This is a genomic window from Streptomyces sp. P5F9 (genome assembly GCF_057961495.1).
This window is the reverse complement of sequence record NZ_JBXVPZ010000042.1, coordinates 1-23,832: the sequence shown is the minus strand read 5'-3', so window position 1 is coordinate 23,832 and position 23,832 is coordinate 1. Positions and strand designations below refer to the sequence as shown.

Here is a 23,832-nt window from a genome sequence, read left to right as displayed (position 1 = left end):
ATCAGTGCTCAGCCCCATCAGGGTCTCAGACAGAGGCCCAAGCTACACACGCCCGGTCCATCCACGGCACCCCTGTGCATCAGCGGCGGCCGATGCTGCGCACGCTGGCCAGGGTGAGGATTCCGAGGCCGACGAGGGCGGCCAGGGCGCCGATCAGCTCTGCGGTCGCGGGCATGGAACCTCCAGGAGGCGGCGGGAGCGGGGTTTTGTCATATAGACACGAGGTCGGCGATCTTGACGGAATCCGCAACTCCGCTCGTCCTTTATTTCACTCGTGAGGCAGATGACAGGGGGTAAGGCGGGGGAATGTAGAGGATCGCCTGTTCGAAGGCCTACGATCCTCTGTTGTGTCCAAACTGACCGACGTGCCCAAGCGCATCCTCATCGGGCGCGCACTGCGCAGCGACCGGTTGGGCGAAACGCTCCTGCCGAAGCGCATCGCACTCCCCGTCTTCGCCTCCGACCCGCTGTCCTCCGTGGCGTACGCGCCCGGCGAGGTGCTGCTGGTCCTTTCCATCGCGGGCGTGTCGGCGTACCACTTCAGCCCCTGGATCGCGGTCGCGGTCGTGGTGCTGATGTTCACCGTGGTCGCCTCCTACCGGCAGAACGTCCACGCCTACCCCAGCGGTGGCGGCGACTACGAGGTGGCCACCACCAACCTCGGCCCCAAGGCCGGCCTCACCGTCGCCAGCGCCCTGCTCGTCGACTACGTCCTCACCGTCGCCGTGTCGATCGCCTCCGGCATCGAGAACCTGGGCTCCGCGGTCCCCTTCGTGGTCCAGCACAAGGTGCTCTGCGCGATCGCCGTCGTGGTGCTGCTCACGCTGATGAACCTGCGCGGGGTGAAGGAGTCCGGCTCGCTGTTCGCGATCCCGACGTACGTCTTCGTCGCGGGCGTCTTCGTCATGATCGCGTGGGGCGCCTTCCGCGGCCTGGTCCTCGGCGACACCATGCGCGCGCCGACCGCCGCCTACCACATCAGGGCCGAACACCAGGGCCTGGCGGGCTTCGCCCTGGTCTTCCTGCTGCTGCGCGCCTTCTCCTCCGGCTGTGCGGCGCTCACCGGTGTCGAGGCGATCTCCAACGGCGTCCCGGCTTTCCGCAAGCCCAAGTCGAAGAACGCGGCGACCACGCTCGCGGCGATGGGCATCCTGGCCGTCACGATGTTCTGCGGGATCATCGCCCTCGCCATGACGACCAAGGTCCGCATGGCCGAGAACCCCGGCAGCGACCTGCTGCACAACGGCGTCGCGATCGGCTCCGGCTATGTCCAGAACCCGGTGATCTCGCAGGTCGCCGAGGCCGTGTTCGGCAAGGGCAGCTTCCTGTTCGTCGTGCTCGCCGCGGCCACCGCGCTGGTGCTGTTCCTGGCCGCCAACACGGCGTACAACGGCTTCCCGCTGCTCGGCTCGATCCTCGCCCAGGACCGCTACCTCCCGCGCCAGCTGCACACCCGCGGCGACCGCCTGGCCTTCTCCAACGGCATCGTGCTGCTCGCCGGCACGGCCGCACTGCTGCTGGCGATCTACGGTGCCGACTCGACCCGTCTGATCCAGCTGTACATCGTGGGCGTGTTCGTCTCCTTCACCCTCAGCCAGACCGGCATGGTCCGGCACTGGAACCGCCACCTGGCCACCGAGAAGGACCAGGCCAAGCGCCGCCACATGGTCCGCTCGCGCGCGATCAACACCTTCGGCGCGTTCTTCACCGGCCTGGTGCTGGTCGTCGTCCTGGTCACGAAGTTCACCCACGGCGCCTGGGTGGCGCTGCTCGGCATGTGCATCTTCTACGCCACGATGACCGCGATCCGTAAGCACTACGACCGGGTCGCCGAGGAGATCGCGGCCCCCGAGGGCCCGAGCGACGACAGCCTCCGGCCGTCCCGCGTGCACTCGGTCGTCCTGATCTCCAAGATCCACCGTCCGGCGCTACGGGCCCTGGCCTACGCCAAGTTGATGCGCTCGGACACGCTGGAGGCGCTCAGCGTCAACGTCGACCCGGCGGAGACCAAGGCGCTGCGCGAGGAGTGGGAGCGGCGCGGGATCGACGTACCGCTGAAGGTGCTGGACTCGCCGTACCGGGAGATCACGCGGCCGATCATCGAGTACGTGAAGAGTCTGCGGAAGGAGTCGCCGCGGGACGCGGTGTCCGTGATCATCCCCGAGTACGTCGTCGGCCACTGGTACGAGCATCTGCTGCACAACCAGAGCGCGCTGCGGCTCAAGGGCCGGCTGCTGTTCACGCCGGGCGTGATGGTGACGTCGGTGCCGTACCAGCTGGAGTCCTCCGAGGCGGCCAAGAACCGGGCGCGGAAGCGGCAGGAGTGGAGTGCGCCGGGTGCGGTGCGGCGAGGTCCTGCGGAGGAGCGGCACAGCGAGTCCTCCAAGTCCAAGCTCTAGCGTCGGTTGCTTTGCTTTGTGGTGAGCGGCCGGGCGGGGTCCACGTAGACTGGTGGGCTGTTGTCCGGCCGTACCCCCTTTGACGTTGTGGAGTCACCCCGCCATGCAGGCAGAACCGAAGAAATCGCTGGTGGGGGAGGAGTACGAGGTCGAGGTGGGCCCCGTCGCCCATGGCGGGCACTGCATCGCCCGTACGTCTGAGGGTCAGGTGCTGTTCGTCCGGCACGCGCTGCCCGGTGAGCGCGTCGTCGCGCGGGTCACCGACGGCGAGGAGGGCGCCCGGTTCCTGCGTGCCGACGCGGTGACGATCCTGGAGGAGTCCAAGGACCGGGTCGAGGCGCCGTGTCCGTACGCCGGGCCCGGCCGCTGCGGCGGCTGCGACTGGCAGCACGCCAAGCCCGGCGCTCAGCGTCGCCTCAAGGGCGAGGTCATCACCGAGCAGTTGCAGCGGCTCGCGGGGCTCACGCCCGAGGAGGCCGGCTGGGACGGCACGGTGATGCCGGCCGAGGGCGACAAGCTGCCCGCGGGCCAGGTGCCGCGGTGGCGCACGCGCGTGCAGTACGCGGTGGACGTCGACGGCAACGCCGGTCTGCGCAAGCACCGTTCGCACGAGGTCGAGCCGGTCGAGCACTGCATGATCGCGGCACCGGGCGTCAGCGAGCTGGGCATCGAGGAGCGCGACTGGTCCGGCATGGCCTCGGTCGAGGCGATCGCGGCGACGGGTTCCCAGGACCGCATGGTCATCCTGGAGCCCCGCCCCGGCGCCCGCCTGCCCCTGGTCGAGTTGGAACGCCCCGTCTCGGTCATGCGCGTCGAGGAGCACGACGGCGGTATCCACCGCGTCCACGGCCGAGCGTTCGTGCGCGAGCGGGCCGACGGCCGTACGTACCGCGTCGGCAGCGGCGGCTTCTGGCAGGTCCACCCGATGGCCGCGGACACCCTTGTCAAGGCGGTCATGCAGGGCCTGCTGCCGCGCAAGGGCGACATGGCCCTCGACCTGTACTGCGGCGTCGGCCTCTTCGCCGGCGCCCTCGCCGACCGCCTCGGCGACAAGGGCGCGGTCCTCGGCATCGAGTCCGGCAAGCGCGCGGTCGAGGACGCCCGGCACAATCTCGCCGGGTTCGAGCGGGTGCGGATCGAGCAGGGCAAGGTCGAGAGCGTGCTGCCGCGGACGGGGATCAGTGAGGTCGACCTGATCGTGCTCGATCCGCCGCGGGCGGGGGCGGGCAAGAAGACCGTGGAGCACCTGTCGTCGCTCGGGGCGCGGAAGATCGCCTATGTGGCCTGCGATCCGGCGGCGTTGGCTCGGGACCTGGCGTACTTCCGGGACGGCGGGTATCGGGTGCGGACGCTTCGGGCGTTCGATCTGTTCCCGATGACTCATCATGTGGAGTGCGTGGCGATTCTGGAGCCGGTGGCCAAGCCGTCCTGACCTGCGGTTTTGTGGGTGCGCGTTATGTGCGGTGTGGGAGTTAAGGGCGATATCTTGACGCTGAAATGACGCTCGTCGGTCTGATGGCCAAGGCTGTAAGGCAGGGGCGCCGGGAATGTCGTGGTGCCAAGCAGTCATGCTCAGCCGCATGAGCGGAGCGCCCAGCAGGTTCTTGGTCTGCTGGTGGTGCACTGCGCGCATGGCCCTGAACAGCACGAATGTGGGCTTTGGCCCACGTGTCGTTGCGGAGTTGGCGACTGATCGGCGTCGGCCGTTCCGGGTCTTCGGAAGAACGAGGCGGTGCCGGATCGGCATGGTGGGTACATACCCGGTGTTCCCGTCGGGTTGTCGCCTCAGCCCGGGGCCGTGGTCCTCGGAGCCGTGGTCGGCGCGGCCGTCGGACTGCCGACCGACGCACCACTGGGTGTGCTGGCCGGGATCGCCGCGATGGAACTGTTCTTCGTGCTGGCGGGGTGGGCGGTGCTGTGGCCGATGGATGCCGCAACCACTCACCGCGATGCGCGACGTGAGGACTTCCGGCCCGTCACCGAGGAACCTGCACGGCGGCGAGTCCGACACCGGCCACGCCGCGACCGCCCTGTGTGGGGTCTTCACGGCTTGGGCCGCGCTGCACCTGATGTACGCCACCCGATATGCCTACGTGCACTACGAGTCCGGGGGCGGCATCGACTTCAATTCGGACGATCCGCCGGCGTACCGGGACTTCTTCTACTTCAGCTACAACCTCGGCATGACCTATCAGGTGTCCGACACGGATGTCTCAAGTTCCACGATCCGCGCGATCGTGCTGCGGCACTCGCTGATGTCCTACGTCTTCGGCACGAGCATTCTCGCCACGGCCATCAACCTCGTGGTGGGAATCGTCATCAGCGCCGCCGGCTGAGATACGGACTCGAAAGCGCACAGCCGACAGGGCAACGACGGGATGTCTCCAGCCCGCAGCGGTCCGTCAGGGAGTCAGAGGTGGCGGACGCTGCTCCAGGAGGGTGGGGAAGGTGCCCACGGCGTCGAGTGCCATGGAGAGTTCGGCGACGATCCTCGGGTCGTCCAGGGGGCCGCGCAGGAACTCCTCCAGGCGGTGCATGCGGTAGCGCACCGTGTTCTGGTGGCAGTACAGAGCCCGTCCCGCCTCGGCCGCCGATCCGTGTGCTCCGAGCCACGCTCGGGCGGTGGCGAGCAGAGTGGTGCGGTCGTCCTCGGGCAGGGAGAGTACGCCGCCGAGAATGCGGTGGACGGCGCGCTGGGTGGTTTCCAGGTTGTGCATCACCAGTTCCGTCAGTGGTGTGTCGTCGAGCTGGCGCACCGCCGCGGCGCCTGGGGGCAGTGACTGCGCCGCGACTTGCGCGTACCGCAGCGCACGGCTCGTCTGGTCGAGACGGTCGTAGAGAGGGCTCACGCCGACGCGGCCTGTCGCGACGGCGCGTACGGCATCGAGGATCCGTTCCACTGGCTGCCGTTGCGGGCAGGAGAGCACCCCTGTCTCGGTACTCGGCTGCGCACGCCACGCCGATCCGACGTCGAGGGCTCGTAGCCGGCTGTCCAGTCCTGGCAGTGGCGGATCGCCGACGGTGAGGGCCTCGGCGGTCACGACGAGAAACGATCCCTGGAACGGGAAGTCGAGCATGCGTGCGACCTCCCAGATGGTGTCGCTGTCCGAGGAGGGCCCGTCGATCAGCTCGGCGACCAGGGCGGAGCGGCGCCGGTCGGTCTCCACCATCCGTTCCGCGAGCGTTTTCCGATAGGCGTCGGTGAGGACCGAGGATTGCGCGTCGGCGATCTCCCAGATCCGCCCCGCCGATTCCAGGAGCGCGTCAGGCGCGTCTCCGCCCAACTTCCTTGCCTCATGGAGAAGTTGCTCCCAGAGGTGTTGGGCCCCCAAGCGGAAGGCACGCAGGATCTCTGGCAACGGCGCGTTCTGCAGGGCGCGTTGCCGGCCTGTTTCCGCGGGCCCGGAAAGGTCGAACGACGGCTCGGCGGGGTCGGCGAGGTAGCTGATGGCGCCATGGAAGTTGCGGCGCAGGGACGCGCACAGGTCCTCCGGGCGCACCACCATGGTTCGGTAGAACTCAATGTTCTCGTAGGTCAGTTCGGCCATCTCCGTGGCGATGGCATCGAGCCTGCCGAGCAGGATTTTGGCCAGTTCGGCCACGATGCGTCTGGACTCTGTCACGTGCACGTGGCCGAGCCTAGGGCAGCGTCGGTCACGGGTTTTCCCCAACGACCGAGTCCCTGCTGGGTCGTTGTCGACGAGGACAGAAAAGGGTGTCGATGCCGACATGGTGTCCGGCAGGTCCCTGTTGCGAGGATCGTCACGTAAAGATCAGACCTGCGTGCATGAAAGCGAACTGACGTGAGCAATCTCGCCACTGCCCTGGCGGAAGCGGCCGAACGGCACCCACAGCGACCGGCGGTGCGCGTCGACGAGAGTGTCCTGAGCTATGCCGAGCTGGACGAGCTCAGCGCCCGGGTGGCCGGCGGGCTGCTCGCCCACGGCGTGCGCCCCGGCGATCGCGTGGGGATGAGACTGCCCAATGTCCCGGCCTTCCCCGCCCTCTGTTTCGGTGCTCTGCGCGCCGGGGCGATCGTCGTGCCGCTCTACCCCCGGCCCCGGCTGCTTGCGCCGCGGCCCCGGGGCACCGCCTGCGGTGCACGACTTGTCTTCTACGCATCGGACGCCGAGCGGGCCCAGGAAGCCGAGACAGGTGACACGACGCTCGTCCCGATCAGCCTCGCCTTCCTCGACCAGGTGGTCTTCTGGCCCCACCACCCCGCCGTGGTCGACCGTGCCGATGATGACCCGGCAGTCATTCTCTGCACGGGGGAAGCCGCCAAGGGTCCGTCGGGCACCGCGCTCACGCACGGCGCAATGCACGGCAATCCGGCCCTGACCGCCAGGGCGCTGTTCGACGAGGCAACCGTGGACGACGACTCGGAATCTGTGCCGGCATTCCCCTCCGACGGCCGGACCTACGGCCTCAGCGCGGTGCTCCTCGCCACGGCATGCCTGCCTGCGGGACAAACACCCCCCACACCGGCCGCACCCGACGAGTCAGCCGCCACGACGCTTGCACGCAACGCCGGGAGCGGGCGTTGACGCTCTGGCGGCAGATTCTGACCGTGCTCAAGGAGAGCGACACCCTCGACGATGCCGAGCGGGCAGACCTCGTGGCCGGCCGCGCCGCCCAGCTCGCCGCGGGCGACAACCCACCCCCAGCGAGGTCATGACCGTGGCGTTCCCAGAGATCGCGTTCGTCTTCGACACCGATCAGACCCGCCCCGCCCGGCATGAATCCGGGCCGGCCGCAGGGAACCCGGACCGGCTGTACGGCCTGTACGAGGAGATCCAAGGAGACCCCCGGTGAACCCCGCTGTCCCTCCACCGTCCCGGCCACTGGCCGCGACCTTCATGGACGTGCCCGCAGGCAGCCTCGGCGGCAGCGCCGAACGCTACCTCGGTCTCTACACCGGTGAGAGTCCCCTCATTCCGGCCCGTGCCTTCATACTCGCTCCCACCAACCCACGCTTCCGCCTCCCGGGCGGACTGGAACTGCTGTCGGTGGCAGGCAAGTGCCTTCACGGCCCGGCATTCGGCCGCTACGTCCTCGCCCTGCGCAGGGCCCTCACGGCCGCACTCGACCCGGCCCGAATCGGCGTTGTGCACCTGCAGCACCTCACCTTCGGCGCCACCCCGGCCCTGATCAGGGCCCTGCCCGCGCACCCGAGGATCGCCCTCGTCCACGGCACCGACCTGATCTGCGCCAGGACGCACCGCGAGCAGATGCAGATCCTGCGCGAGACCGCACGGGCCGCCGATGCCATTGTGGTGCCGACCGCTGCGATGGCCGACCTCCTGCTCAAGCTCGCCCCGATCGACCGCCGCAAGATCACCCACATCCCGTGGGGCATCCCCGACCACCTGCTGACCGCCCCGCCTGCCAGGCCGCCCCGTTCGTCGACGAGCCATCTGCGACTGCTGTACGCAGGACGACTGACCGCCGAGACGGGCGCCGCACACCTGGCCGGCCTGGCCGCGATCCCCGGTGTCGAGCTGAGCGTCGCCACCCCCCGGACCCAGTTCCAGGCGCTGGCTCCGCTTCTGCAGCGCACCGGGATGCGGATCCGCTACCTCGGCTGGCTGCGCCGCCCGCAGCTGTGGCGGGCCTTCACCGAGCACGACGTGCTCGTGAAGCCGGCGCTCGCACCGGAGACCATGGGGTTGGTGACCCTCGAAGCCCAGGCTTGCGGGCTGCCCGTCCTCTACCAGCCGGTTCCGGGCCTCACCGAGACCTTGGCCGGCTCCGGGATGGCGACCGACTTCACCCGCACCGCTCCCCTCGCCCGCGAGATCGAGCGCCTGCGGACCGCCCCCGGACTGTTGCCCGCCCTGCGGCAGGCCGGATACGCGAATGCCGCCCGCTACCCCCTCTCCGCAACCGCACACGCCCTGGACGAACTCGGCCGCCGGCTCACCTGACGGTCTCTCCAGCCTGCCCCGGCGCAGTTGTCGACCGCTGGAGGCTCGGCCACGACGCCGAGTCCAGCTCCTGGGGCCGGCAGCCCCAGTTCCCCCATCCGAGGTGTCCCGGCGACGACAGCCGCCGGGACACCGCCCACCGCACGGCCTGGCCTGCCCATGTCACTGGGCTGACCGGCGGGCAGCCGACGGCGAACAGGAAGACCGTGACGTACGCAGGCCAACCCGATGACCCATGCGGCTTCGAGCCGGACGGGGCCACGACGACGATGTGGTTCACGCCCGTCACCCGTGTGTGGCGCAGAGGCGATGAAGCGGTTCCGCGTCCCGACCTGGAGCCGATCTTCACCGAACTCGTTCGGCAGTGGGAGACAGCCGGCCGGCTCGTCCCCGGACGGGCGGACGAGGAGTGGACGGCAATCACCCGCCGCTACCTCCGGCCCAGCTGACCCGCATACGCGACAAGCAGCGCGGGGCCCGGCATCGGGTTCATCCACGTCGTGCAGAGCTACCCCGTCACCGACCACGACGATGTCGCCCAGATTCAGAACGTCCTCGACGGAGAGCGTTTGGCGGGGGCTTTCGCGATGAGTGCTGATGAGTGCTGACGGGTGGGACGAGTCACTCGTTGGCAGTGACGTAGGTTCGGGAGGCATCGGCTCCACGCAGGTGCCAGGCTGGGAAGGACGCTTCCCTCGGGGGTCCGAGCCTATCGAGGCTGCCATTGCGGCCGACGCTTCGCTGATCGAGCGGATGCGCGCCGGTGACGACACGGCGTACGAGGAGCTGTATCGGCGTCATGCGGACGCCGTGCGTCGCTACGCGCGCACCTGCTGCCGGGACGGGCACACCGCCGACGACCTGACCGCCGAGGTCTTCGCCCGCATGCTCCAGGCGGTGCGCGGCGGCTCGGGGCCCGAGCACGCCGTACGCGCCTATCTGCTGACGTCTGTGCGACGCGTCGCCGCGAACTGGACGAAGTCGGCGAAGCGGGAGTGCGCGTCCAGGCCGTAGGTGACCGCGTGGGCGTCGGCGCGTTCGGTCATGGCCGCCAGAGCAGGCGCTTGGAAGGCGCATGGCGGGAATGTGTCTGCTGTGCCGCTGACCTGCTCTTACGTGTTGCGCTGACCGACCGTCAGCGCAAGCCGGCAACAGGCGTCCGGTGAGGGCGGGGGCGATGAGCGGGGACTTCTGTCACTCCACCGATGTGACCGATTCCTGCGTCGGCACGGTCATCCGGGCATCGGCGCGACGGAGTTTGACGGGCTGGATAGTTTATGACCTGGGCGGATGGGCTGCGGAAATGGCGCCCGGAGGAGTTCGAGCGCACCGCTGCCGACCTGGCCGTCCGTTCTCGTTGGGCCCAGGGCCGCGACAAGTGAGACGTCCGCCTCCCCTGAGACGTACATCACGATTAGGCGCCGGAACTCGGTGTTCTGTCCCGCCGACTACTGGAGCGACAGGGCTTCAACTGCCCCGTTTCGCAGGATGGTTCGATGCGACCAGGAAGGCCGGGCATGGCCGAGTTCCGACAGTCTTTCCGTCTCATGGGTGTGATGCCCCGCGGACTCTTGCCGCCGCCCGCGCTCTGCGGCTTCCTGCTGCTGCTCGTGCTGATGTTCTCGGTGTCGTACGCCGTCGGATCGGCCGCCGGACCGGTCGCGCCCGGAATGCGTGGCACCGGGAGCGCCGGGACGAGCACCGGAGGAGACGGCGGCAGCGGTGGCGGGAGCAGTGGCGGCATGGAAGACATGTCCGGGTCGGGCGGGAGCACGCAGGACATGCCGGGGACGCACAGGAGCGGTGAGTGATGGCGGGCGAACCGGTGACGAGCCTGATGGTCACGACCGACATCACCGTCGGCGGAATGACCTGCGCGGCCTGCGTCCGGCGGGTGGAGAAGAAGCTCGCCAAGCTGGAGGGTGTCACCGCGACGGTGAACCTGGCCACCGGGCTCGCCCGGGTCAGTCATCCGGAGAGTCTCCCGGCGGAGGAACTCGTCGCCGCGGTCGAGCAGGCCGGATACCAGGCTGCCCTGCCCGCACCGCCCGCCCGCGAGGAGGAGGGGAAAGCGGACGTCGACGCGGACGGTTCCGAGGCCGCTGCCCGGCAGGAACGCGAACGGCTCCTCGTCACCGCGCTGCTCGCCGTGCCGGTCCTGGTGCTTTCGATGGTGCCGGCCCTGCAGTTCCGCAACTGGCAGTGGCTGTGCTTCGCGCTGGCCGCCCCGGTCGCGGTGTGGAGCGCCTGGCCCTTCCACACCCGGGCGGTACGGGGGCTGCGTCATTCCACGGCTACCATGGACACGCTCGTCTCGCTGGGCGTCGTGGCCTCCTTCTCCTGGTCGGCGTACGCGCTGTTCCTCGGGGGAGCGGGCGACCCTGGGATGCGGATGCCGTTCAGCCTGCTGCCGTCCGCGTCGGACGGAACGGCGCACGTGTATCTCGAAGCGGCGGTCAGCGTCCCGCTGTTCGTGCTGACCGGGCGGTTCCTGGAGGCGCGCGCACGGCGTGGCACCGGCGCCGCGTTGCGCTCGCTGGCGGAGCTGGCGTCCAAGGAGGTGTCCGTCCGTGACGAGCACGGTGAGCGGGCCGTTCCCATCGAACAACTGCGGGTCGGGCAGGTCTTCGTCGTACGGCCGGGTGAACGGGTCGCCACCGACGGGTGTGTGACGGAGGGCAGTTCCGCCGTCGACCTGTCGCTGGTCACCGGCGAGAGTGAACCCGTCGAGGTGAGCCCCGGTTCGGCGCTGGTCGGCGGGGCCGTCAACGTCGGCGGACTGCTGCTGGTGCGAGCCACGGCCGTCGGCGCGGACACCCAACTCGCCCGGATCACAAGGCTGGTGACCGACGCTCAGGCGGGCAAGGCCAAGGCGCAGCGGCTGGCCGACGCGGTGGCCGGAGTCTTCGTACCCGTCGTGCTGAGCATCGCGGTGACCGTCCTCGGATTCTGGCTCGGCGCCGGAGCCGACCCGCAGGCGGCGCTCACCGCCTGCGTGGCCGTCCTCGTGGTGGCCTGCCCGTGCGCACTGGGCCTGGCCACGCCGACAGCGCTGATGGCAGCCACCGGGCGCGGGGCCCAACTGGGCGTGCTGGTAAGCGGGCCGCAGACACTGGAGGCGCTCCAACATGTCGACACGGTCGTACTGGACAAGACCGGCACGCTGACCACCGGCCACATGAGCGTCGCCCAAGTCACCACAGTGTCCGGCGAGTTGGGGCTGGAGGCGGTACTGAGGCTGGCCGGGGCGGTGGAGCAGGGGTCCGAGCATCCGCTCGGCCGGGCGATCACCGCGTACGCGCACCGCTCGGCGGGAGGCGAACCGCTGCCGCCGGTGCGGGACTTCGTGGCCACACCGGGGCAGGGCGTCAAGGGCCTGGTGCAGGGCCGTACGGTCGAAGTCGTCGTGCCCGAGGGCGAGTTGCCCCACGTACTGTCCGAGGCCCTGGCGGTGGCTGAGAACGCCGCGCACACGCCCGTCCTCGTGCGCGTCGATGGCCACGCCACAGCCCTGATCGCCGTCGGCGACCTCGTGCGGCCCGGCAGCTACCGGGCCGTGGACCAGCTTCGACGGCTGGGCATCCGCCCGGTGCTCGCCACCGGCGACCGCAAGGCGCCCGCGCAGGCGGTGGCCGACGCCCTCGGTATCGAGGACGTACACGCACGCTGCTCTCCCGAGGACAAGGCCGCTCTGGTACGGCAGTTGCAGGAGGAGGGCCACCGGGTCGCGGTCGTCGGCGACGGTGTGAACGACGCCGCCGCCCTCGCCGGCGCCGACCTGGGCATCGCCATGGGCACCGGCACGGACGTGGCCATCGGGGCCGCCGACCTGACCCTGGTACGCGGGGACATCGAGGCGCTCGCCGACGCCGTACGGCTGGCCCGGCGCACCCTCGGAACGATCCGCGCCAACCTGGTGTGGGCCTTCGGCTACAACGTCGTCACCGTGCCGCTCGCCATGGTCGGGCTGCTCAACCCCATGGTCGCCGCCGCGGCGATGTCCGCCAGTTCTGTGCTGGTGGTGTGCAACAGCTTGCGCCTGCGTGCCTGGCAGCCCTCTCCCGCACGAGGACGCGGACCAGGGCGAGGGCACGGACCAGGACGAGGGCACGGACCAGGGCGACGGGCCCGATCCGGGAAGGGCGGTGCCCGATGAGGCGGATCCTGGCCCGGATATCGTCCCGGATCGGCGCGCGGCGGCGGCTGAGGGACGCCGTACTGGCCGCCCTCGTGCCCGTCGCCGCGTGCAGTGTGGCCCTGGCGGGCCTGACCGCGTGGACGGGCACGGGTGAGGCCGGAACTCCGGCGCGCATCCGGGTCACCGAGGGGCGTCTTCTGCTGCCGTCCGCCGGAGTCGAGGAGACGGCGGCGTTCTTCCGCGTCGCCAACGAGGGCGGCTCGGCCGACCGCCTGATACGGGTCACTTCACCCCGTGTCCCTGGCGGCATCGCTCTCTCCCGGCACCGTATGACCGAGGGGAACGGGGCCTACAGCACCGCGATCGACTCCGTCGACATTCAGGCGGGCGGCAGCCTCGCCATGTCGCCGACCGGGGTGGACCTGACGGTCTCAGCGGCCTCGGGGAAGTGGCGCTCGGGGGACCTCGTCCCCTTCACCTTCGAATTCCGGCGCAGCGGGCGGGTCACGGTGCTTGCCGTCGTGGTGCGTCCCGGGACCGTCTCCTTCCAGTAGTCGTACCGAACGGTCACCGAGTTCCCGGTGCCGTCATGTGACATGAGTCACTGCTTCCGTGGTGAGTCGAGGACCCGGTGTGCGCCCGTACCCCCTGATGACGATCAGACGTCGGGTGCAAAGATGGGCGCGCTATGACTGTCGGAGGGTGGTGCCGCACGCTGCGGGCCGGTGTGTTCGCCGCCGCCTGCGTGCTGCTGGCCGCCCTCGGCCACGTGATGATGTCCGGCACTCCCGTCCCTTGGTGGACCATGGGTGCCGGCGCCGCCGCGACCGGCACGGCCGGCTGGTTCCTTGCCGGCCGTGAGCGCGGGCGCGGGCTGATCGTCACGGTCGTGGTCGCCGCCCAGACGGTGCTTCACGAGGCGTTCTCCCTGGGCCAGACCCTGACGCCCGGGAGCGGTATACCGTCGGCCGGCATGGGCGGCATGGACATGGGTTCCTCGGACTCCATGTCGATGAACGCTATGGACGCCATGGACATGAGCGGCATGACCCACATGGCGCACGGCTCGGCCGACATGGGGCACGCGCACACTATGACGGGCAGCGCCTCGCTCGGCATGCTCGCCGCCCACTTCGTCGCCGCCGTCCTGTGCGGGATGTGGCTCGCGTACGGCGAACGCGCCGTCTTCCGCGTCCTGCGGGCGGCGGCAGCGCGGCTGGTGGCTCCCCTGCGGATGCTGCTGGCGCTGCCGGTACCGGCCCGCCGCCCGTCCGTGCGCAGGCGCCGCACCGCCGCGTACGAGTCGTCTCTGGCCCGCTTCCTTCTCTGCTACTCCGTCACCTCCCGGGGGCCGCCCACGGGCGCCGCTGTCATCTGAGACAGCCGGATCCACCGGGGGCTCACCCGCTCTTCGTCCTACCGCGTTCCGGCCGCGTTCCGGCGCGGGTCTTCCCAGGGCCGCACACCTCTTCGTGCGGGCCGACGAGCGCGCGACGAGCCCCGGGCATCGCCGTACCCATCGTGTACGGCCGCACCCCATGTGCCGGAGAGCCGTGCCCCGTTGCGGGACGTCGGCCCCGGACGACCCGAGAAGGACACCACGTGATCACTTCTGTGCTGCCCGCTCCCCGCCGGGCGGAGCGTGCCGCGGCGGACGCCTCCGCCACCGCCTGGGCCCTGGCCGCCCGCAACGGCGATCCCCACGCGACCGAGCACTTCGTCCGCGCGCTCCACGGCGACGTACTGCGCTACGTCGCCCATCTCAGCGGCGACCCCCAGGCCGCGCACGACCTGACCCAGGACACGTTCGTACGGGCCCTCGACAGCCTCCCGGGTTTCGAGGGCCGCGCCTCGGCCCGCACCTGGCTGCTGTCCATCGCCCGCCGCGCGGTGGCCGACAGCTTCCGCCGGGCCGCGGTCCGACCGCGCCTGGCCGACGCGCACGACTGGCAACTGGCCCTGGAACGCACCCAGCCCTGCGACCTGCCGGGCTTCGACGACGGCATCGCACTCCTCGACCTGCTGGAGGCGCTGCCCGACGAACGCCGCGAGGCGTTCGTACTGACCCAGGTGGTCGGTCTGCCCTACGAGGAGGCGGCACGCTTCATCGGCTGCCCCGTGGGCACGATCCGCTCCAGGGTGGCCCGGGCGAGGATCGCCTTGGAACGCCTGCTGCTCGAAGCCGAGACCGAGGCCGTCCAGGCGGCGTGATGTGAGGGCCGGCGCCTCCTGGCAGGCGCCGGCCCTCACTTGGACCCGCGACCGGGAACTCGACAGGGCGACGGCACGACTACTGCGGCGTGCCACAGAACAGAAGGCGATCCCGTCGGCTCGCACCGGCGTACGCGGTGTCGCCGCACGGCCCGCCGCCCGCCCCTGCCGGACTGCCGCCTCACCCGACAACGCCCGTCAACACCCGCCAAATCAAAGGGACTTGTCGGGAACCCGTCGTGCCGCCGCCCCGACTACTGCGGCAGATCCCTTCAGCCTATGAGCAGCCCCATACGCAAGGAGCCCGCATGTCGATCAACCGGCCGGTCGCCACCGCCCTGGCCGCAGCCCTCTGCCTCCTCACGGCGGCATGCGGCGACTCCTCGGACGACGGCGGAGCGAGCGGCACGACGACCGAGGCCGCCGCGTCGAAGACCGGCTACCCGGTGACCCTGGAGAACTGCGGTCAGACCGAGACGTTCAAGAAGGCACCCAGCCGCGTCGTCGTCATGAACGGCGCCTCCGTCGCCGAGGTTTCCACCCTCCTCGCCCTCGGACTCCAGGACAAGATCGTCGCCAACCAGCAGTCCTACGGCATGTCCGAAGTCGCGGGCCGCGCCGAGGCCATCAAGAAGCTGCCCACCGGTGACGTCAAACTCAACGAGGCTTACGACATCCCCCGCGAGGCGATGCTCGGTCTGCGCCCCGACCTCGTCCTGTCCGTCACCACGTACGGCTTCGACCAGAAGAACGGCTTCGCCACCCGCGAGCAGTTGAAGCAGGTGGGAGCCAACAGCTATGTCTCCCCGCAGGGTTGCGACGACGACCCTTCGAAGATGACCGTCGCCGACAGCTACCGACTGCTCCGCGACATGGGAAAGATCTTCAACGTCAGCGCCAGGGCCGAGAAGCTGATCTCCGCCTCCGAGAAGAACATCGCGGCGGTCTCGGCGAAGGTCAAGGGGGAGAAGAACACCCCCAAGATCATGGTGCTGTTCTCCAACATGTCGATGGGCGGCAACGACTTCAGCTCCGTCGTCGCCAACGGCATCATCAACGACATCCTCGCCAAAGCCGGTGGCACCAACGCCTTCGCCGGCGCTTCGAAGACCACCTTCGCCGACCTGAGCAAGGAGAAGGTGGCCGCCACCGATGTCGACGCCGTAGTCGTCATCAGCTACAACGACCCCGACCCGGCGGCATACGCCAAGAAGCTGCTCAAGGAGTTCCCCCAGTGGCCGGCCGCCAAGAACGACACGTACCTCACGCTCTCCGACTCGATGTATCTCGGCCCCAGCAACGACCTGGCCGTGGAGAAGATCGCCAAGAGGCTGCACCCGGACGCGTTCTGAGCCGGATCAAGGTTCCTCTGGCCTTCATGCTCCTGCCGATCGCCCTGCTCGCGACCATGATCGTGGCGATCAGTATCGGCGCGGTGAACGTCCCGCTCGGCGACGTGTGGGCGATCGTCCTGCACCACGTCACCGGCGCCGGGACGGCACCCTCCGACCCCGCGCTCGACCAGATCGTCTGGAACTTCCGTACCCCGCGCGTGGTGTTGGCCGCTCTGGTCGGCGCGGCCCTGGCCGTGTCGGGCGCGGTGCTCCAGACCGTGGTGTCCAACCCGCTGGCCGACCCCATCGTGCTGGGCTTCTCCTACGGCGCCACGCTCGGCGCGGTCCTCGTCATCACCCTGGGCGGCGGCGCCGCGCTCGCCGGGCTCGGGGTGTCGGCGGCGGCCTTCATCGGCGCGGTGGTCGCGGGCGCGCTGGTCTTCGCGCTCGGACAGCGGCGGGGCCGACTCGCGCCGACCCGGCTGGTGTTGGCGGGAGTCGCCGTCGGCTACGTCTTCCTCTCGGCGACCAGCTTCGTCCAACTCCAGGCGACACCCAACGAGTTGCGCACCGTCATGTTCTGGATGCTGGGCAGCGTGGCCGGAGCCCAATGGGACCAACTCCCCACGGTCACCGTGGTCGTACTGGTGACGACAGCCCTCCTGACACTCTTCGGCCGGCGGCTCAACGTCCTGCTCGCCGGCGACGAGTCCGCCACCGCGCTCGGCGTCGACGTCAACCGGCTGCGCGCCGTCCTCCTGGTGCTCAGCGCACTGCTGACCGGAACAGTCATCGCCGTCGCCGGCACCATCGGCTTCGTCGGCCTGATGATCCCGCACCTCGTCCGCCTCACCACCGGCGCCGACCACCGCCGACTCCTGCCCCTGACCGCCCTGTTGGGCTCGGTCTACCTGGTCCTCGTCGACCTGCTCTCCCGCACCCTCGACCGCCCCAACGAACTGCCGCTCGGCATCCTCACCGCCCTCCTCGGCGCCCCCTTCTTCCTGTGGCTGCTGCGCCACAACAAGGGTCTGGACTGAAGCCCCCATGAAACTCACCGTCGACCGGCTCCACATCACCCTGGACCGCAGCCCGATCCTCCACGGAGTGAGCCTTGAGGCTCGCAAGGGCGACATCGTCGGCCTGGTCGGTCCCAACGGCAGCGGCAAATCAACCCTGTTGCGCGCCGTCTACCGCTCGCTCCGCCCGGCGGACGGTGTCGTGAGGGTCGGCGAGGACGACGTATGGACGCTGTCCGCCCGCGCCGCGGCCCGCCGCACCGCCGCCGTCCTCCAGGACGCCACCGGCAACACCACCGGCCTGACCGTGACGGAGATCGTCGCCCTGGGCCGCGCCCCGCACCACGGCCTGCTGGGACGCGACGGCACCCAGGACCACACGGCCGTGCAGGAGGCCATCGACCACTGCGGCGTACGACCGTACGCGCACCGCGATTACGCCTCCCTGTCCGGCGGCGAACGCCAACGCGTCCTGCTGGCGCGTGCGTTGGCGCAGAGCGCGCATCTCCTCGTCCTGGACGAACTCACCAACCACCTCGACATCCGCGCCCGGTTCGAGCTCCTGGACCTGATCCGCGCCACCGGCATCACCACCCTCGCGGTCCTGCACGACCTCGACCTGGCCGCCCGCCTCTGCGACCACCTCGTCGTGCTGCACGACGGAGCGGTGGTGGCTGCGGGGCCGGTCCTGGAGGTACTGACCCCGGAGATCCTCAGGGATGTCTTCGGCGTTCGGGCGAGCGCCGAGCGGCATGCCGACGGCGTCATCCGCATCACCTACGCCGCCCAGCCGCTCGCCCGCGACGCGATGCCGGCGACCGAGGGCGACGTGGCTTCCGAGCCTGCCGCGCGCTGACCCCGATCGGACCCTGGAGCCCGCCGCAGGTTCCAGGGTCCTGCTCTGGACCCCAAAGATGGGCGCCTCCGATCTGCCTCGTCTCGCGGGGCACCGAGCCCTCTCCCGGTAGGGGGCGGCGGCCGACGTACTGATGAGCGTGTGCATGGCCGCGATGGTGTGAACAGCCGTGTGACGGTGGTGGAGAAGGTTCCCGCCGAATCGAATGACCCCTCCTCAAGTAGTCGTAGAGACAAGGGAGTTGGTTCCCGAGATGTGCGATGAAACGGAAGCATCGGGAGTGAACAGGCGCATGGCAGCAGAGGACCGAGCCCCCGGCCCTCCGCGCGCGGGCGCGTCTCGTCCTGCGCCCGGGGGTATGTCCATGGCTGTACCGGGCCCCAGGTGATCGACATGCCTTCGGCCGCCCGCCCCCCCCGAAAGGCAGTGCACGATGAGCGACACCAACGGCCTGGAACCGCTGGCGACCTTCTGCGGGAACTGCAACTGCGGCTGCCCGCAACTGTTCGTCGACCCGAGCGCACCGGCGGAGCGCCGCGTCCTGCTCACCGACGACTTCGGTCAGCGCGTCCAGATGAGCGTCGACCAGTTCGCCTCGCTGGTGGAGGAGGCGAAGGCCGGCAAGCTGGACGGCATAGCCGTCGCCTGACCGATGACACGCACCCGGCGGAACGGGCCGCACGCGGTGTGGCCCTGGGATCAGCAGTCCGGCGGAGGCAGGGCGGGGAGCGGCGGCCCGGCCTGGCTGCTGCCCGCCGCCACGGTGGCAGTGCTGGCCGGAGGCTACGGCTGGCTGGGCGAGGTGGTCGCCGGCGCGGTCGGTGCCGTCGTCGGCTGCCTGGTCGGCCTGGTGGTCAGCGGGCTGCTGTACGTGCTGGTGGAGCGGGCGGTGTCCGGTCGCCCGCCGTCACCGCCCTCACGGGACTGACTCCGCGGGCTCAGGCACGTACGGCGTTGAGCACGTCCCTGCGGGCGTCGGCGGCCTGACCGGTGGTCTCGGCGCAGATACGGCAGTGCTCGTGGTGCTCGGCGTGCCCGCCGCACAGGTCGTGACCGCTGTGGCGGGTCGGGTCAGAATGCGGTGGCTCGCGCCGTGACGTCGGCGCGGTCCAGGTCCTGGTCGATGGCCTTGCGCAGCCCGTCGGCGTCCTTCTCGGCGAGCGTGCCCGTCGCGCACGCGGCGAGTACGTCGATGGCCTCGGCCGGCACCTCGCCGCCGAGGATGCTCTCGATGAGTTCACGGGAGTGGATCATGACAACCCCAAGGATGCGGGAAGGGCCGGGTGTACTCCGCCGACGCCAGTACCGCTCGTGCCGCCGTGGAAGGGACGAACCCCGAGGTGTGAACTCCGGGGCGTGAACGCCGGGTTGCTCCCGCCCGTAAGGAACCAGGAAGCCCATCGGTTCGAGGAGTTGTGCGATGCCCCGGAGGTGCCGCGACGCCGGAACACGCCGGGGGACCCGCACGGCGTGGACCGTGGAGAGCGTCGGCACTCTGCGTCCGTTGCGGGCGGCAGTCTTCGCGGCTGTCTGCGTCGTGACGACGGCACTGGGGCACGCCGTCATGTCCGGTGATCTCCCGCCGTGGTGGACGCTGGTCCTGGCGTTCACCGGGACGGCGACGGGCGCCTGGTGGCTGACCGGCCGCGAACGTGGTGCTCCAACTGTGGTCGGAGCCACGGCCGTTGCTCAGGGCCTGCTGCACCTGTTGTTCGACGCGGCCCACTCGGTCATCGGCGTACCGGGGACGGAAGCGGCTACCGGCATGAACCACGGGACGGGTTTCTCCCCTTCCGGCATGGTCATGGACATGGGTCACTCGGGTTCGGGCATGGTGATGCAGGGCGCCGGGACAACGGGCACTGCGGGCATGCTGCCGCTGGAGTCCGTCATGGCACGGCACGGCTCCACCGGGATGTTCCTCGCCCACCTGCTGGCCGCCGTCGTGTGCGGGCTGTGGCTCTGGCGGGGTGAGACGGCGGCCTACCGGCTGGGCCGAGCCCTGGCCGTGGCCCTGTTCGCGCCGCTTCGGCGTGTCCGCCGCATGCTGGCACGCACGGTGCGCGAAGTCCGCAACCTCGCTGGTCGAACCGCGGTGGGCGTGGCGGAAGTTCGGCCGACGGTCTCCGCCGTGCTGAAACATGCCGTCATCCGCAGAGGGCCACCCAGAGCCGGTTCGGCGCTCCCGCGTCTGTCCCCCGGCCCGCTGTCCGCCTGACGCCCCTGAACTCCCCTGTGGTTTCCGGGCGTTGGCCAGGGCCGGTTCATTTCCCGGATCGGCGTGCGCTCTCGCGTGCGTCGGTTCCTCCACCCGGCCCGGAGCATGCCCGCCTGCCTGTGCGCAGCAACGGTGCGTGCTCTCCGCTCCGCTGATCGATCGGGAATCCCATGCTCCACAACAGACTTGTCCGTGCGTCCACGTCCGGCGAGGCGCCGACGCCCCGAACCACCCGGCGCAGGGCCCGACTTGCCGCTTGCGCCGTCCTGGTGGCTGCCGCGACGGCCCTCGCCACCGGCTGCGGAGGCCATACGGCCGACCACACCTCCGCCGAGACCGCGTCGTCCGCCTCGTCCTCCGCCCACGGCATGGACGGGATGTCCGGCATGGCGATGGGGGACCCCTCGGCCACGCCCGCCTACAAGATCTCCGGCGCGAGCGTGGTGAAGGGCGCCTTCAAGATGCTGGACACCCGCCCGCCGGGCATGGACAACGTCAAGGGCACGGCCTGGCTGGCCCAGGGCTCCAAGGGCACCACGGTCACCGTCTCCCTGACCGGCCTCAAGCCCGGGCACGTCTACATGGCGCACCTGCATGCCCAGCACTGCTCCGCCGACAACGGAGGGGAGCACTTCCAGTTCGTGAAGGGCGGCCCGGCCATGCCCCCGAACGAGATCCACCTGATGTTCACCGCCGACAAGTCGGGAACGGGCATGACGACGGTCGACAACTCCCGCAAGACCGGCAAGGGCGCGGTCGCCATCGTGATCCACCCCAACGAGGCACAGGACAACCGGATCGCATGCGCCGACTTCGACTTCTGAGAGCGACGGCCGCGCCGCTCGGCTGGGCGGGTGTGCTGCTGCTCCTGTGCGGCACACCCGCGTACGCCCACACCGGGCTGAAGGACGCGGCGCCGGCCCCCGGAGCCAAGGTCGGTGCGGGCACCAGCGTGGTCCGGCTGACCTTCAACAACCTGACGGTCGGCATCGCCCCGAACATCAGCATGGTCGGACCCGACGGCACGTCCATACCCGTGGGACAGCCGGTCGTCACCGACACCACCACGGCCTGCGCCGCCGTGTCTCCGCTGCCTGCGGGGATCATCACGCTCACGTACTCGATCACCGCGGGTGACGGCGACGCCCAGACCAACTCCTTCCAGTTCGAGGCCGTCGACGGGACCAAGCCCGCCGACACCCCTTCCGTCTGCGCGCACTTGAGCTTGCCGGCCCCGGACACGGGGACGTCCGACACCTTCCTCGGCCTCGGCCGCACCACGGGGGTGACCGTCCTGGCGGGTGGGGCTGTCGTTGTGGTGGGTGGAGGGTTCCTCACCGTCCGTGGCCTGCGCCGACGGAGAGTCCTGGAGGCGAGCGGCACCGAGTGAGGTGAGGCCCGTTCTTGGGGCGCCGGGCCGGAGACCAGATCTCCGGCCCGGCGGCTCGACGCATGCCCACACGCGGGCGGCTGTCCGAGGAACTCGCCGTCCGCGCAGCCGAATTCACGAGGCGGGCGGGAACTCAAGGGCCCACCCATCCGACTGTTTCAACGCAGCGGCCGAAAGCGGGCCGTGGAGCGATGCCGCGGGGACTCGAATCGAGCGGGCGTCGGTTCCCGCACCGATCCCGGTGCCTCGTGCACCGCCGACACAGCACGAGGTGGGACTGATGTCCGTCAACTCCGATACCCCCGACCTGTCCGAACCAGACGGATCGACCAAAGAGAAACCCGCGGCAGTGCCGACCGCGACCGCTGCTCCGGCCCGTCGGCAGGGCGGCCTCGGCGCGCTGCTGGTACGGCTGCACTTCTACGCCGGCGTCCTGGTGGCGCCGTTCCTGCTCGTCGCGGCCGTGACCGGCCTGCTCTACACGTTCACGCCCCAACTGGACTCGCTTCTCTACGGCAAGGAGCTGCACGTCTCCCACACCGGTGGCAGTGTCCGGCCCCTGTCGGAGCAGGTGGCCGCCGCCCGTACGGAACATCCGACGGGGACCCTGACCGCCGTACGCCCCGGCAGCGGCGACGACACCACCCAGGTGGACTTCGCCCTGCCCCGACTCGGGGAGAACGCACACACCGTCTACGTCGACCCGTACACGGGCAAGGTGCGCGGGCAGCTGACCACCTGGTACGCCGACACTCCCGTCAAGACGTGGCTGGACGCCTTCCACCGCAACCTCCAGCTCGGGACGGTGGGCCGGTACTACTCCGAGATCGCCGCGAGCTGGCTCTGGGTCCTCGTCCTCGGCGGCCTGATCCTGTGGTGGCGCCGTCAGCGCGGCAACCGGACCGCGCGGCGCCTGCTGCTGCCGGAACGGGGCACGAAGAAGGGCGTACGGCGCACGCGCAACTGGCATGCCGTGACCGGCGTGTGGCTCGCCATCGGGCTGCTGGGTCTCTCCGCCACCGGTCTGACCTGGTCCCGCTACGCCGGCGCCAACTTCGGCGAGGCCCTCGACTCGCTGCGCTCCAGTACGCCCGGGGTCTCCACCGCACTGACCGAGGCGAAGGGTTCCGCCGCCGCCAAGAGCGTCGACCCGAGCGAGATCGACGGCGTGCTGAAAGCAGCTCGTGACGACGGTCTGAGCGGCACGGTGGAGATAGCCGTACCGGCGGACGGCACCACCGCCTGGACCGTGACGCAGACCCGCAACCTGTGGCCCGTCGGACGGGACAGCGTCGCTGTCGACGCCTCGACCGACACCGTCGTCGACCGGGTGGACTTCGCCGACTGGCCGGTGCTGTCCAAACTGACCCGTTGGGGCATCAACGCCCACATGGGCACGCTGTTCGGCATCGTCAACCAGATCGCGCTCGCTCTCGTGGCCATCGGCCTGATCTTCGTGATCCTCTGGGGCTACCGAATGTGGTGGCAGCGCCGCCCCACCCGCGCCGACCGCCGCGCCCTCCTCGGCACCCCGCCCGCGCGTGGCGCCTGGCGCGACCTGCCCTCCCGGACCGTGGCGATCGGCATCGTCGTAGTCGCGGCGATCGGCTGGGTGATTCCGCTGTTCGGCATCCCTCTGGCCCTGTTCCTGGTCGTCGACCTCGCCGTCGGCGCAGCCCGGAGCCGTCGTACGCCCACGTCGCCGACGGCTGCGACCACTTCCGGCGGCTGACCGGCACGACCGGGCCGGGCTGTTCGGACGCAGTGCCCCGGCCCGGTCGTGCCAACCCTGGCGGAGCGGCTCCGCGGAAGTCCCGTCGACAAGGACTGTCGGCCGTAGTGCGGTTCAGGCAGAGGCCCAGGGCGATCCCGTCGAGGATGGACAAATGCCGTACTCGTAAGGACAGTTCGGCTCGCGGCTGCGTCCCGCTCGTCGGACCAGGGGGGCGGAGCCGGTCTCCGTGGCCGACGAGCGGAGATCCCTTCCTTCAGGGCCGGTTCCGTCGGTGCCGGTCGGGCTGTCCTGATCCGGCAGCGCGGCGTCCGCTCGGACCCGACACCGCTCGGCTGACGAGCACGTGCAGCAAGGCGCTCGTCGAAAGTCCCGCGACGGCACCGAACAGCGCCCCCGTTGCGCCCCCGGCGAGGAACCCCAACCAGGCGTACCCGCTGGCGAGCAGCCCCGTGGTCAGGACCGACAAGGACCACGCCTCGCTCAGAAGCCGGCGTGCAGTGCGTATTCTCCGATTCCCGGTGGCGGGGTGCTCCCAGGGCCATGCCCCGTCCGCAACGGTCCTGGACGTCCCCACTACCCCGGACATTGCCCCACCCCTCATGGAC

23 protein-coding genes and 2 pseudogenes are annotated in these 23,832 nt (G+C 70.2%); 23 read left to right on the top strand and 2 right to left on the bottom strand.

Translation table 11 applies throughout. The features are described 5' to 3' along the window. The first annotated feature begins 347 nt into the window (after window positions 1-347). The 3 genes and pseudogenes from AC31A1_RS10540 (at window position 348) to AC31A1_RS10530 (ending at window position 4,735) form a co-directional block, all read left to right on the top strand. On the top strand, window positions 348-2,399 hold the full coding sequence (locus tag AC31A1_RS10540; RefSeq protein ID WP_489653013.1) for an APC family permease: 2,052 nt from the start codon (window positions 348-350) through the stop codon (window positions 2,397-2,399). Between the two features lie 103 nt (window positions 2,400-2,502). After that, entirely contained in the window at window positions 2,503-3,831 is a 1,329-nt protein-coding gene (locus AC31A1_RS10535) for a class I SAM-dependent RNA methyltransferase (protein ID WP_489653012.1), read from the top strand. Between the two features lie 324 nt (window positions 3,832-4,155). After that, a pseudogene (locus tag AC31A1_RS10530) lies at window positions 4,156-4,735 on the top strand (DUF1345 domain-containing protein). A 66-nt stretch (window positions 4,736-4,801) separates the two neighbouring features. Here the strand turns inward: AC31A1_RS10530 and AC31A1_RS10525 are convergent. Next, on the bottom strand, window positions 4,802-6,028 hold the full coding sequence (locus tag AC31A1_RS10525; RefSeq protein WP_489653011.1) for a PucR family transcriptional regulator: 1,227 nt from the start codon (window positions 6,026-6,028) through the stop codon (window positions 4,802-4,804). A 174-nt stretch (window positions 6,029-6,202) separates the two neighbouring features. Between AC31A1_RS10525 and AC31A1_RS10520 the strand changes: the two genes are divergently transcribed. The 16 genes and pseudogenes from AC31A1_RS10520 to AC31A1_RS10445 all read left to right on the top strand — a co-directional run bounded on the left by AC31A1_RS10520 (window position 6,203) and on the right by AC31A1_RS10445 (window position 18,812). Then, window positions 6,203-6,946 carry an AMP-binding protein gene (locus AC31A1_RS10520; protein WP_489653010.1) on the top strand — a complete coding sequence of 248 codons (744 nt, stop codon included), beginning with the start codon at window positions 6,203-6,205 and terminating at the stop codon, window positions 6,944-6,946. Further along, window positions 6,943-7,077: a hypothetical protein gene (locus AC31A1_RS10515; RefSeq protein ID WP_489653009.1), complete on the top strand. Its 135-nt coding sequence runs from the start codon at window positions 6,943-6,945 to the stop codon at window positions 7,075-7,077. The genes AC31A1_RS10520 and AC31A1_RS10515 overlap by 4 nt, the downstream gene beginning before the upstream one ends. A gap of 2 nt (window positions 7,078-7,079) precedes the next feature. Further along, window positions 7,080-7,214, top strand: coding sequence for a hypothetical protein (locus AC31A1_RS10510; RefSeq protein WP_489653008.1), 135 nt, complete (start codon window positions 7,080-7,082; stop codon window positions 7,212-7,214). 44 nt (window positions 7,215-7,258) lie between these two features. Next, window positions 7,259-8,326 carry a glycosyltransferase family 4 protein gene (locus AC31A1_RS10505; protein WP_489653021.1) on the top strand — a complete coding sequence of 356 codons (1,068 nt, stop codon included), beginning with the start codon at window positions 7,259-7,261 and terminating at the stop codon, window positions 8,324-8,326. A 206-nt stretch (window positions 8,327-8,532) separates the two neighbouring features. After that, on the top strand, window positions 8,533-8,775 hold the full coding sequence (locus AC31A1_RS10500; RefSeq protein ID WP_489653007.1) for a hypothetical protein: 243 nt from the start codon (window positions 8,533-8,535) through the stop codon (window positions 8,773-8,775). A 148-nt stretch (window positions 8,776-8,923) separates the two neighbouring features. After that, window positions 8,924-9,322, top strand: a pseudogene (locus AC31A1_RS10495) (RNA polymerase sigma factor); the annotation flags it as partial. A gap of 560 nt (window positions 9,323-9,882) precedes the next feature. Beyond that, window positions 9,883-10,137: a hypothetical protein gene (locus tag AC31A1_RS10490; protein WP_489653006.1), complete on the top strand. Its 255-nt coding sequence runs from the start codon at window positions 9,883-9,885 to the stop codon at window positions 10,135-10,137. Continuing rightward, window positions 10,137-12,482 carry a heavy metal translocating P-type ATPase gene (locus AC31A1_RS10485; RefSeq protein WP_489653005.1) on the top strand — a complete coding sequence of 782 codons (2,346 nt, stop codon included), beginning with the start codon at window positions 10,137-10,139 and terminating at the stop codon, window positions 12,480-12,482. Before AC31A1_RS10490 ends, AC31A1_RS10485 begins: the two co-directional genes overlap by 1 nt. Next, window positions 12,479-13,018, top strand: coding sequence for a copper chaperone PCu(A)C (locus tag AC31A1_RS10480; protein ID WP_489653004.1), 540 nt, complete (start codon window positions 12,479-12,481; stop codon window positions 13,016-13,018). The genes AC31A1_RS10485 and AC31A1_RS10480 overlap by 4 nt, the downstream gene beginning before the upstream one ends. A 134-nt stretch (window positions 13,019-13,152) precedes the next feature. Further along, a complete protein-coding gene (locus tag AC31A1_RS10475) occupies window positions 13,153-13,842 on the top strand; it encodes a hypothetical protein (RefSeq protein WP_489653003.1) in 690 nt (229 codons plus the stop codon). 224 nt (window positions 13,843-14,066) lie between these two features. Further along, on the top strand, window positions 14,067-14,675 hold the full coding sequence (locus AC31A1_RS10470) for a sigma-70 family RNA polymerase sigma factor (RefSeq protein ID WP_489653002.1): 609 nt from the start codon (window positions 14,067-14,069) through the stop codon (window positions 14,673-14,675). Window positions 14,676-14,983: 308 nt separating this feature from the next. Beyond that, window positions 14,984-16,027: an ABC transporter substrate-binding protein gene (locus tag AC31A1_RS10465; RefSeq protein ID WP_489653001.1), complete on the top strand. Its 1,044-nt coding sequence runs from the start codon at window positions 14,984-14,986 to the stop codon at window positions 16,025-16,027. A 26-nt stretch (window positions 16,028-16,053) separates the two neighbouring features. Further along, complete coding sequence (locus tag AC31A1_RS10460; protein ID WP_489653000.1) at window positions 16,054-17,049, top strand: FecCD family ABC transporter permease; 996 nt, start codon at window positions 16,054-16,056, stop codon at window positions 17,047-17,049. 7 nt (window positions 17,050-17,056) lie between these two features. Beyond that, window positions 17,057-17,884 (top strand): ABC transporter ATP-binding protein, encoded by an 828-nt coding sequence (locus AC31A1_RS10455; RefSeq protein WP_489652999.1) that lies wholly within the window; start codon window positions 17,057-17,059, stop codon window positions 17,882-17,884. A 433-nt stretch (window positions 17,885-18,317) separates the two neighbouring features. Further along, a complete protein-coding gene (locus tag AC31A1_RS10450; protein WP_489652998.1) occupies window positions 18,318-18,533 on the top strand; it encodes a hypothetical protein in 216 nt (71 codons plus the stop codon). A 3-nt stretch (window positions 18,534-18,536) separates the two neighbouring features. Further along, window positions 18,537-18,812: a hypothetical protein gene (locus tag AC31A1_RS10445; protein WP_489652997.1), complete on the top strand. Its 276-nt coding sequence runs from the start codon at window positions 18,537-18,539 to the stop codon at window positions 18,810-18,812. A gap of 143 nt (window positions 18,813-18,955) precedes the next feature. Here AC31A1_RS10445 and AC31A1_RS10440 read toward each other — a convergent pair whose 3' ends face one another. Then, window positions 18,956-19,138 (bottom strand): hypothetical protein, encoded by a 183-nt coding sequence (locus AC31A1_RS10440; protein WP_489652996.1) that lies wholly within the window; start codon window positions 19,136-19,138, stop codon window positions 18,956-18,958. A gap of 166 nt (window positions 19,139-19,304) precedes the next feature. On the opposite strand from AC31A1_RS10440, the gene AC31A1_RS10435 reads away from it, so the two are divergent. From AC31A1_RS10435 to AC31A1_RS10420, 4 genes are all read left to right on the top strand, one after another. Next, a complete protein-coding gene (locus AC31A1_RS10435) occupies window positions 19,305-20,102 on the top strand; it encodes a hypothetical protein (protein ID WP_489652995.1) in 798 nt (265 codons plus the stop codon). Between the two features lie 269 nt (window positions 20,103-20,371). Then, on the top strand, window positions 20,372-20,926 hold the full coding sequence (locus AC31A1_RS10430; protein ID WP_489652994.1) for a superoxide dismutase family protein: 555 nt from the start codon (window positions 20,372-20,374) through the stop codon (window positions 20,924-20,926). Further along, complete coding sequence (locus tag AC31A1_RS10425; protein WP_489652993.1) at window positions 20,905-21,492, top strand: copper resistance CopC family protein; 588 nt, start codon at window positions 20,905-20,907, stop codon at window positions 21,490-21,492. The genes AC31A1_RS10430 and AC31A1_RS10425 overlap by 22 nt, the downstream gene beginning before the upstream one ends. A 280-nt stretch (window positions 21,493-21,772) precedes the next feature. Beyond that, the gene (locus AC31A1_RS10420; protein ID WP_489652992.1) at window positions 21,773-23,224 is read left to right on the top strand and encodes a PepSY-associated TM helix domain-containing protein; all 1,452 of its coding nucleotides are present in this window, start codon (window positions 21,773-21,775) and stop codon (window positions 23,222-23,224) included. The last annotated feature ends 608 nt before the right edge of the window (window positions 23,225-23,832 follow it).

What these genes read in the sequence shown, in the direction of transcription:
- AC31A1_RS10535 (WP_489653012.1), top strand. Translation starts at nt 2,503, where the DNA reads ATGCAGGCAGAACCGAAGAAATCGCTGGTGGGGGAGGAGTACGAGGTC.
- AC31A1_RS10455 (WP_489652999.1), top strand. Translation starts at nt 17,057, where the DNA reads ATGAAACTCACCGTCGACCGGCTCCACATCACCCTGGACCGCAGCCCG.
- AC31A1_RS10460 (WP_489653000.1), top strand. Translation starts at nt 16,054, where the DNA reads ATGCTCCTGCCGATCGCCCTGCTCGCGACCATGATCGTGGCGATCAGT.
- AC31A1_RS10505 (WP_489653021.1), top strand. Translation starts at nt 7,259, where the DNA reads ATGGACGTGCCCGCAGGCAGCCTCGGCGGCAGCGCCGAACGCTACCTC.
- AC31A1_RS10490 (WP_489653006.1), top strand. Translation starts at nt 9,883, where the DNA reads ATGCCCCGCGGACTCTTGCCGCCGCCCGCGCTCTGCGGCTTCCTGCTG.
- AC31A1_RS10445 (WP_489652997.1), top strand. Translation starts at nt 18,537, where the DNA reads ATGACACGCACCCGGCGGAACGGGCCGCACGCGGTGTGGCCCTGGGAT.
- AC31A1_RS10435 (WP_489652995.1), top strand. Translation starts at nt 19,305, where the DNA reads ATGCCCCGGAGGTGCCGCGACGCCGGAACACGCCGGGGGACCCGCACG.
- AC31A1_RS10465 (WP_489653001.1), top strand. Translation starts at nt 14,984, where the DNA reads ATGTCGATCAACCGGCCGGTCGCCACCGCCCTGGCCGCAGCCCTCTGC.
- AC31A1_RS10450 (WP_489652998.1), top strand. Translation starts at nt 18,318, where the DNA reads ATGAGCGACACCAACGGCCTGGAACCGCTGGCGACCTTCTGCGGGAAC.
- AC31A1_RS10440 (WP_489652996.1), bottom strand. Translation starts at nt 19,138, where the DNA reads ATGATCCACTCCCGTGAACTCATCGAGAGCATCCTCGGCGGCGAGGTG.
- AC31A1_RS10420 (WP_489652992.1), top strand. Translation starts at nt 21,773, where the DNA reads ATGTCCGTCAACTCCGATACCCCCGACCTGTCCGAACCAGACGGATCG.
- AC31A1_RS10425 (WP_489652993.1), top strand. Translation starts at nt 20,905, where the DNA reads ATGCGCCGACTTCGACTTCTGAGAGCGACGGCCGCGCCGCTCGGCTGG.
- AC31A1_RS10485 (WP_489653005.1), top strand. Translation starts at nt 10,137, where the DNA reads ATGGCGGGCGAACCGGTGACGAGCCTGATGGTCACGACCGACATCACC.
- AC31A1_RS10480 (WP_489653004.1), top strand. Translation starts at nt 12,479, where the DNA reads ATGAGGCGGATCCTGGCCCGGATATCGTCCCGGATCGGCGCGCGGCGG.
- AC31A1_RS10475 (WP_489653003.1), top strand. Translation starts at nt 13,153, where the DNA reads ATGACTGTCGGAGGGTGGTGCCGCACGCTGCGGGCCGGTGTGTTCGCC.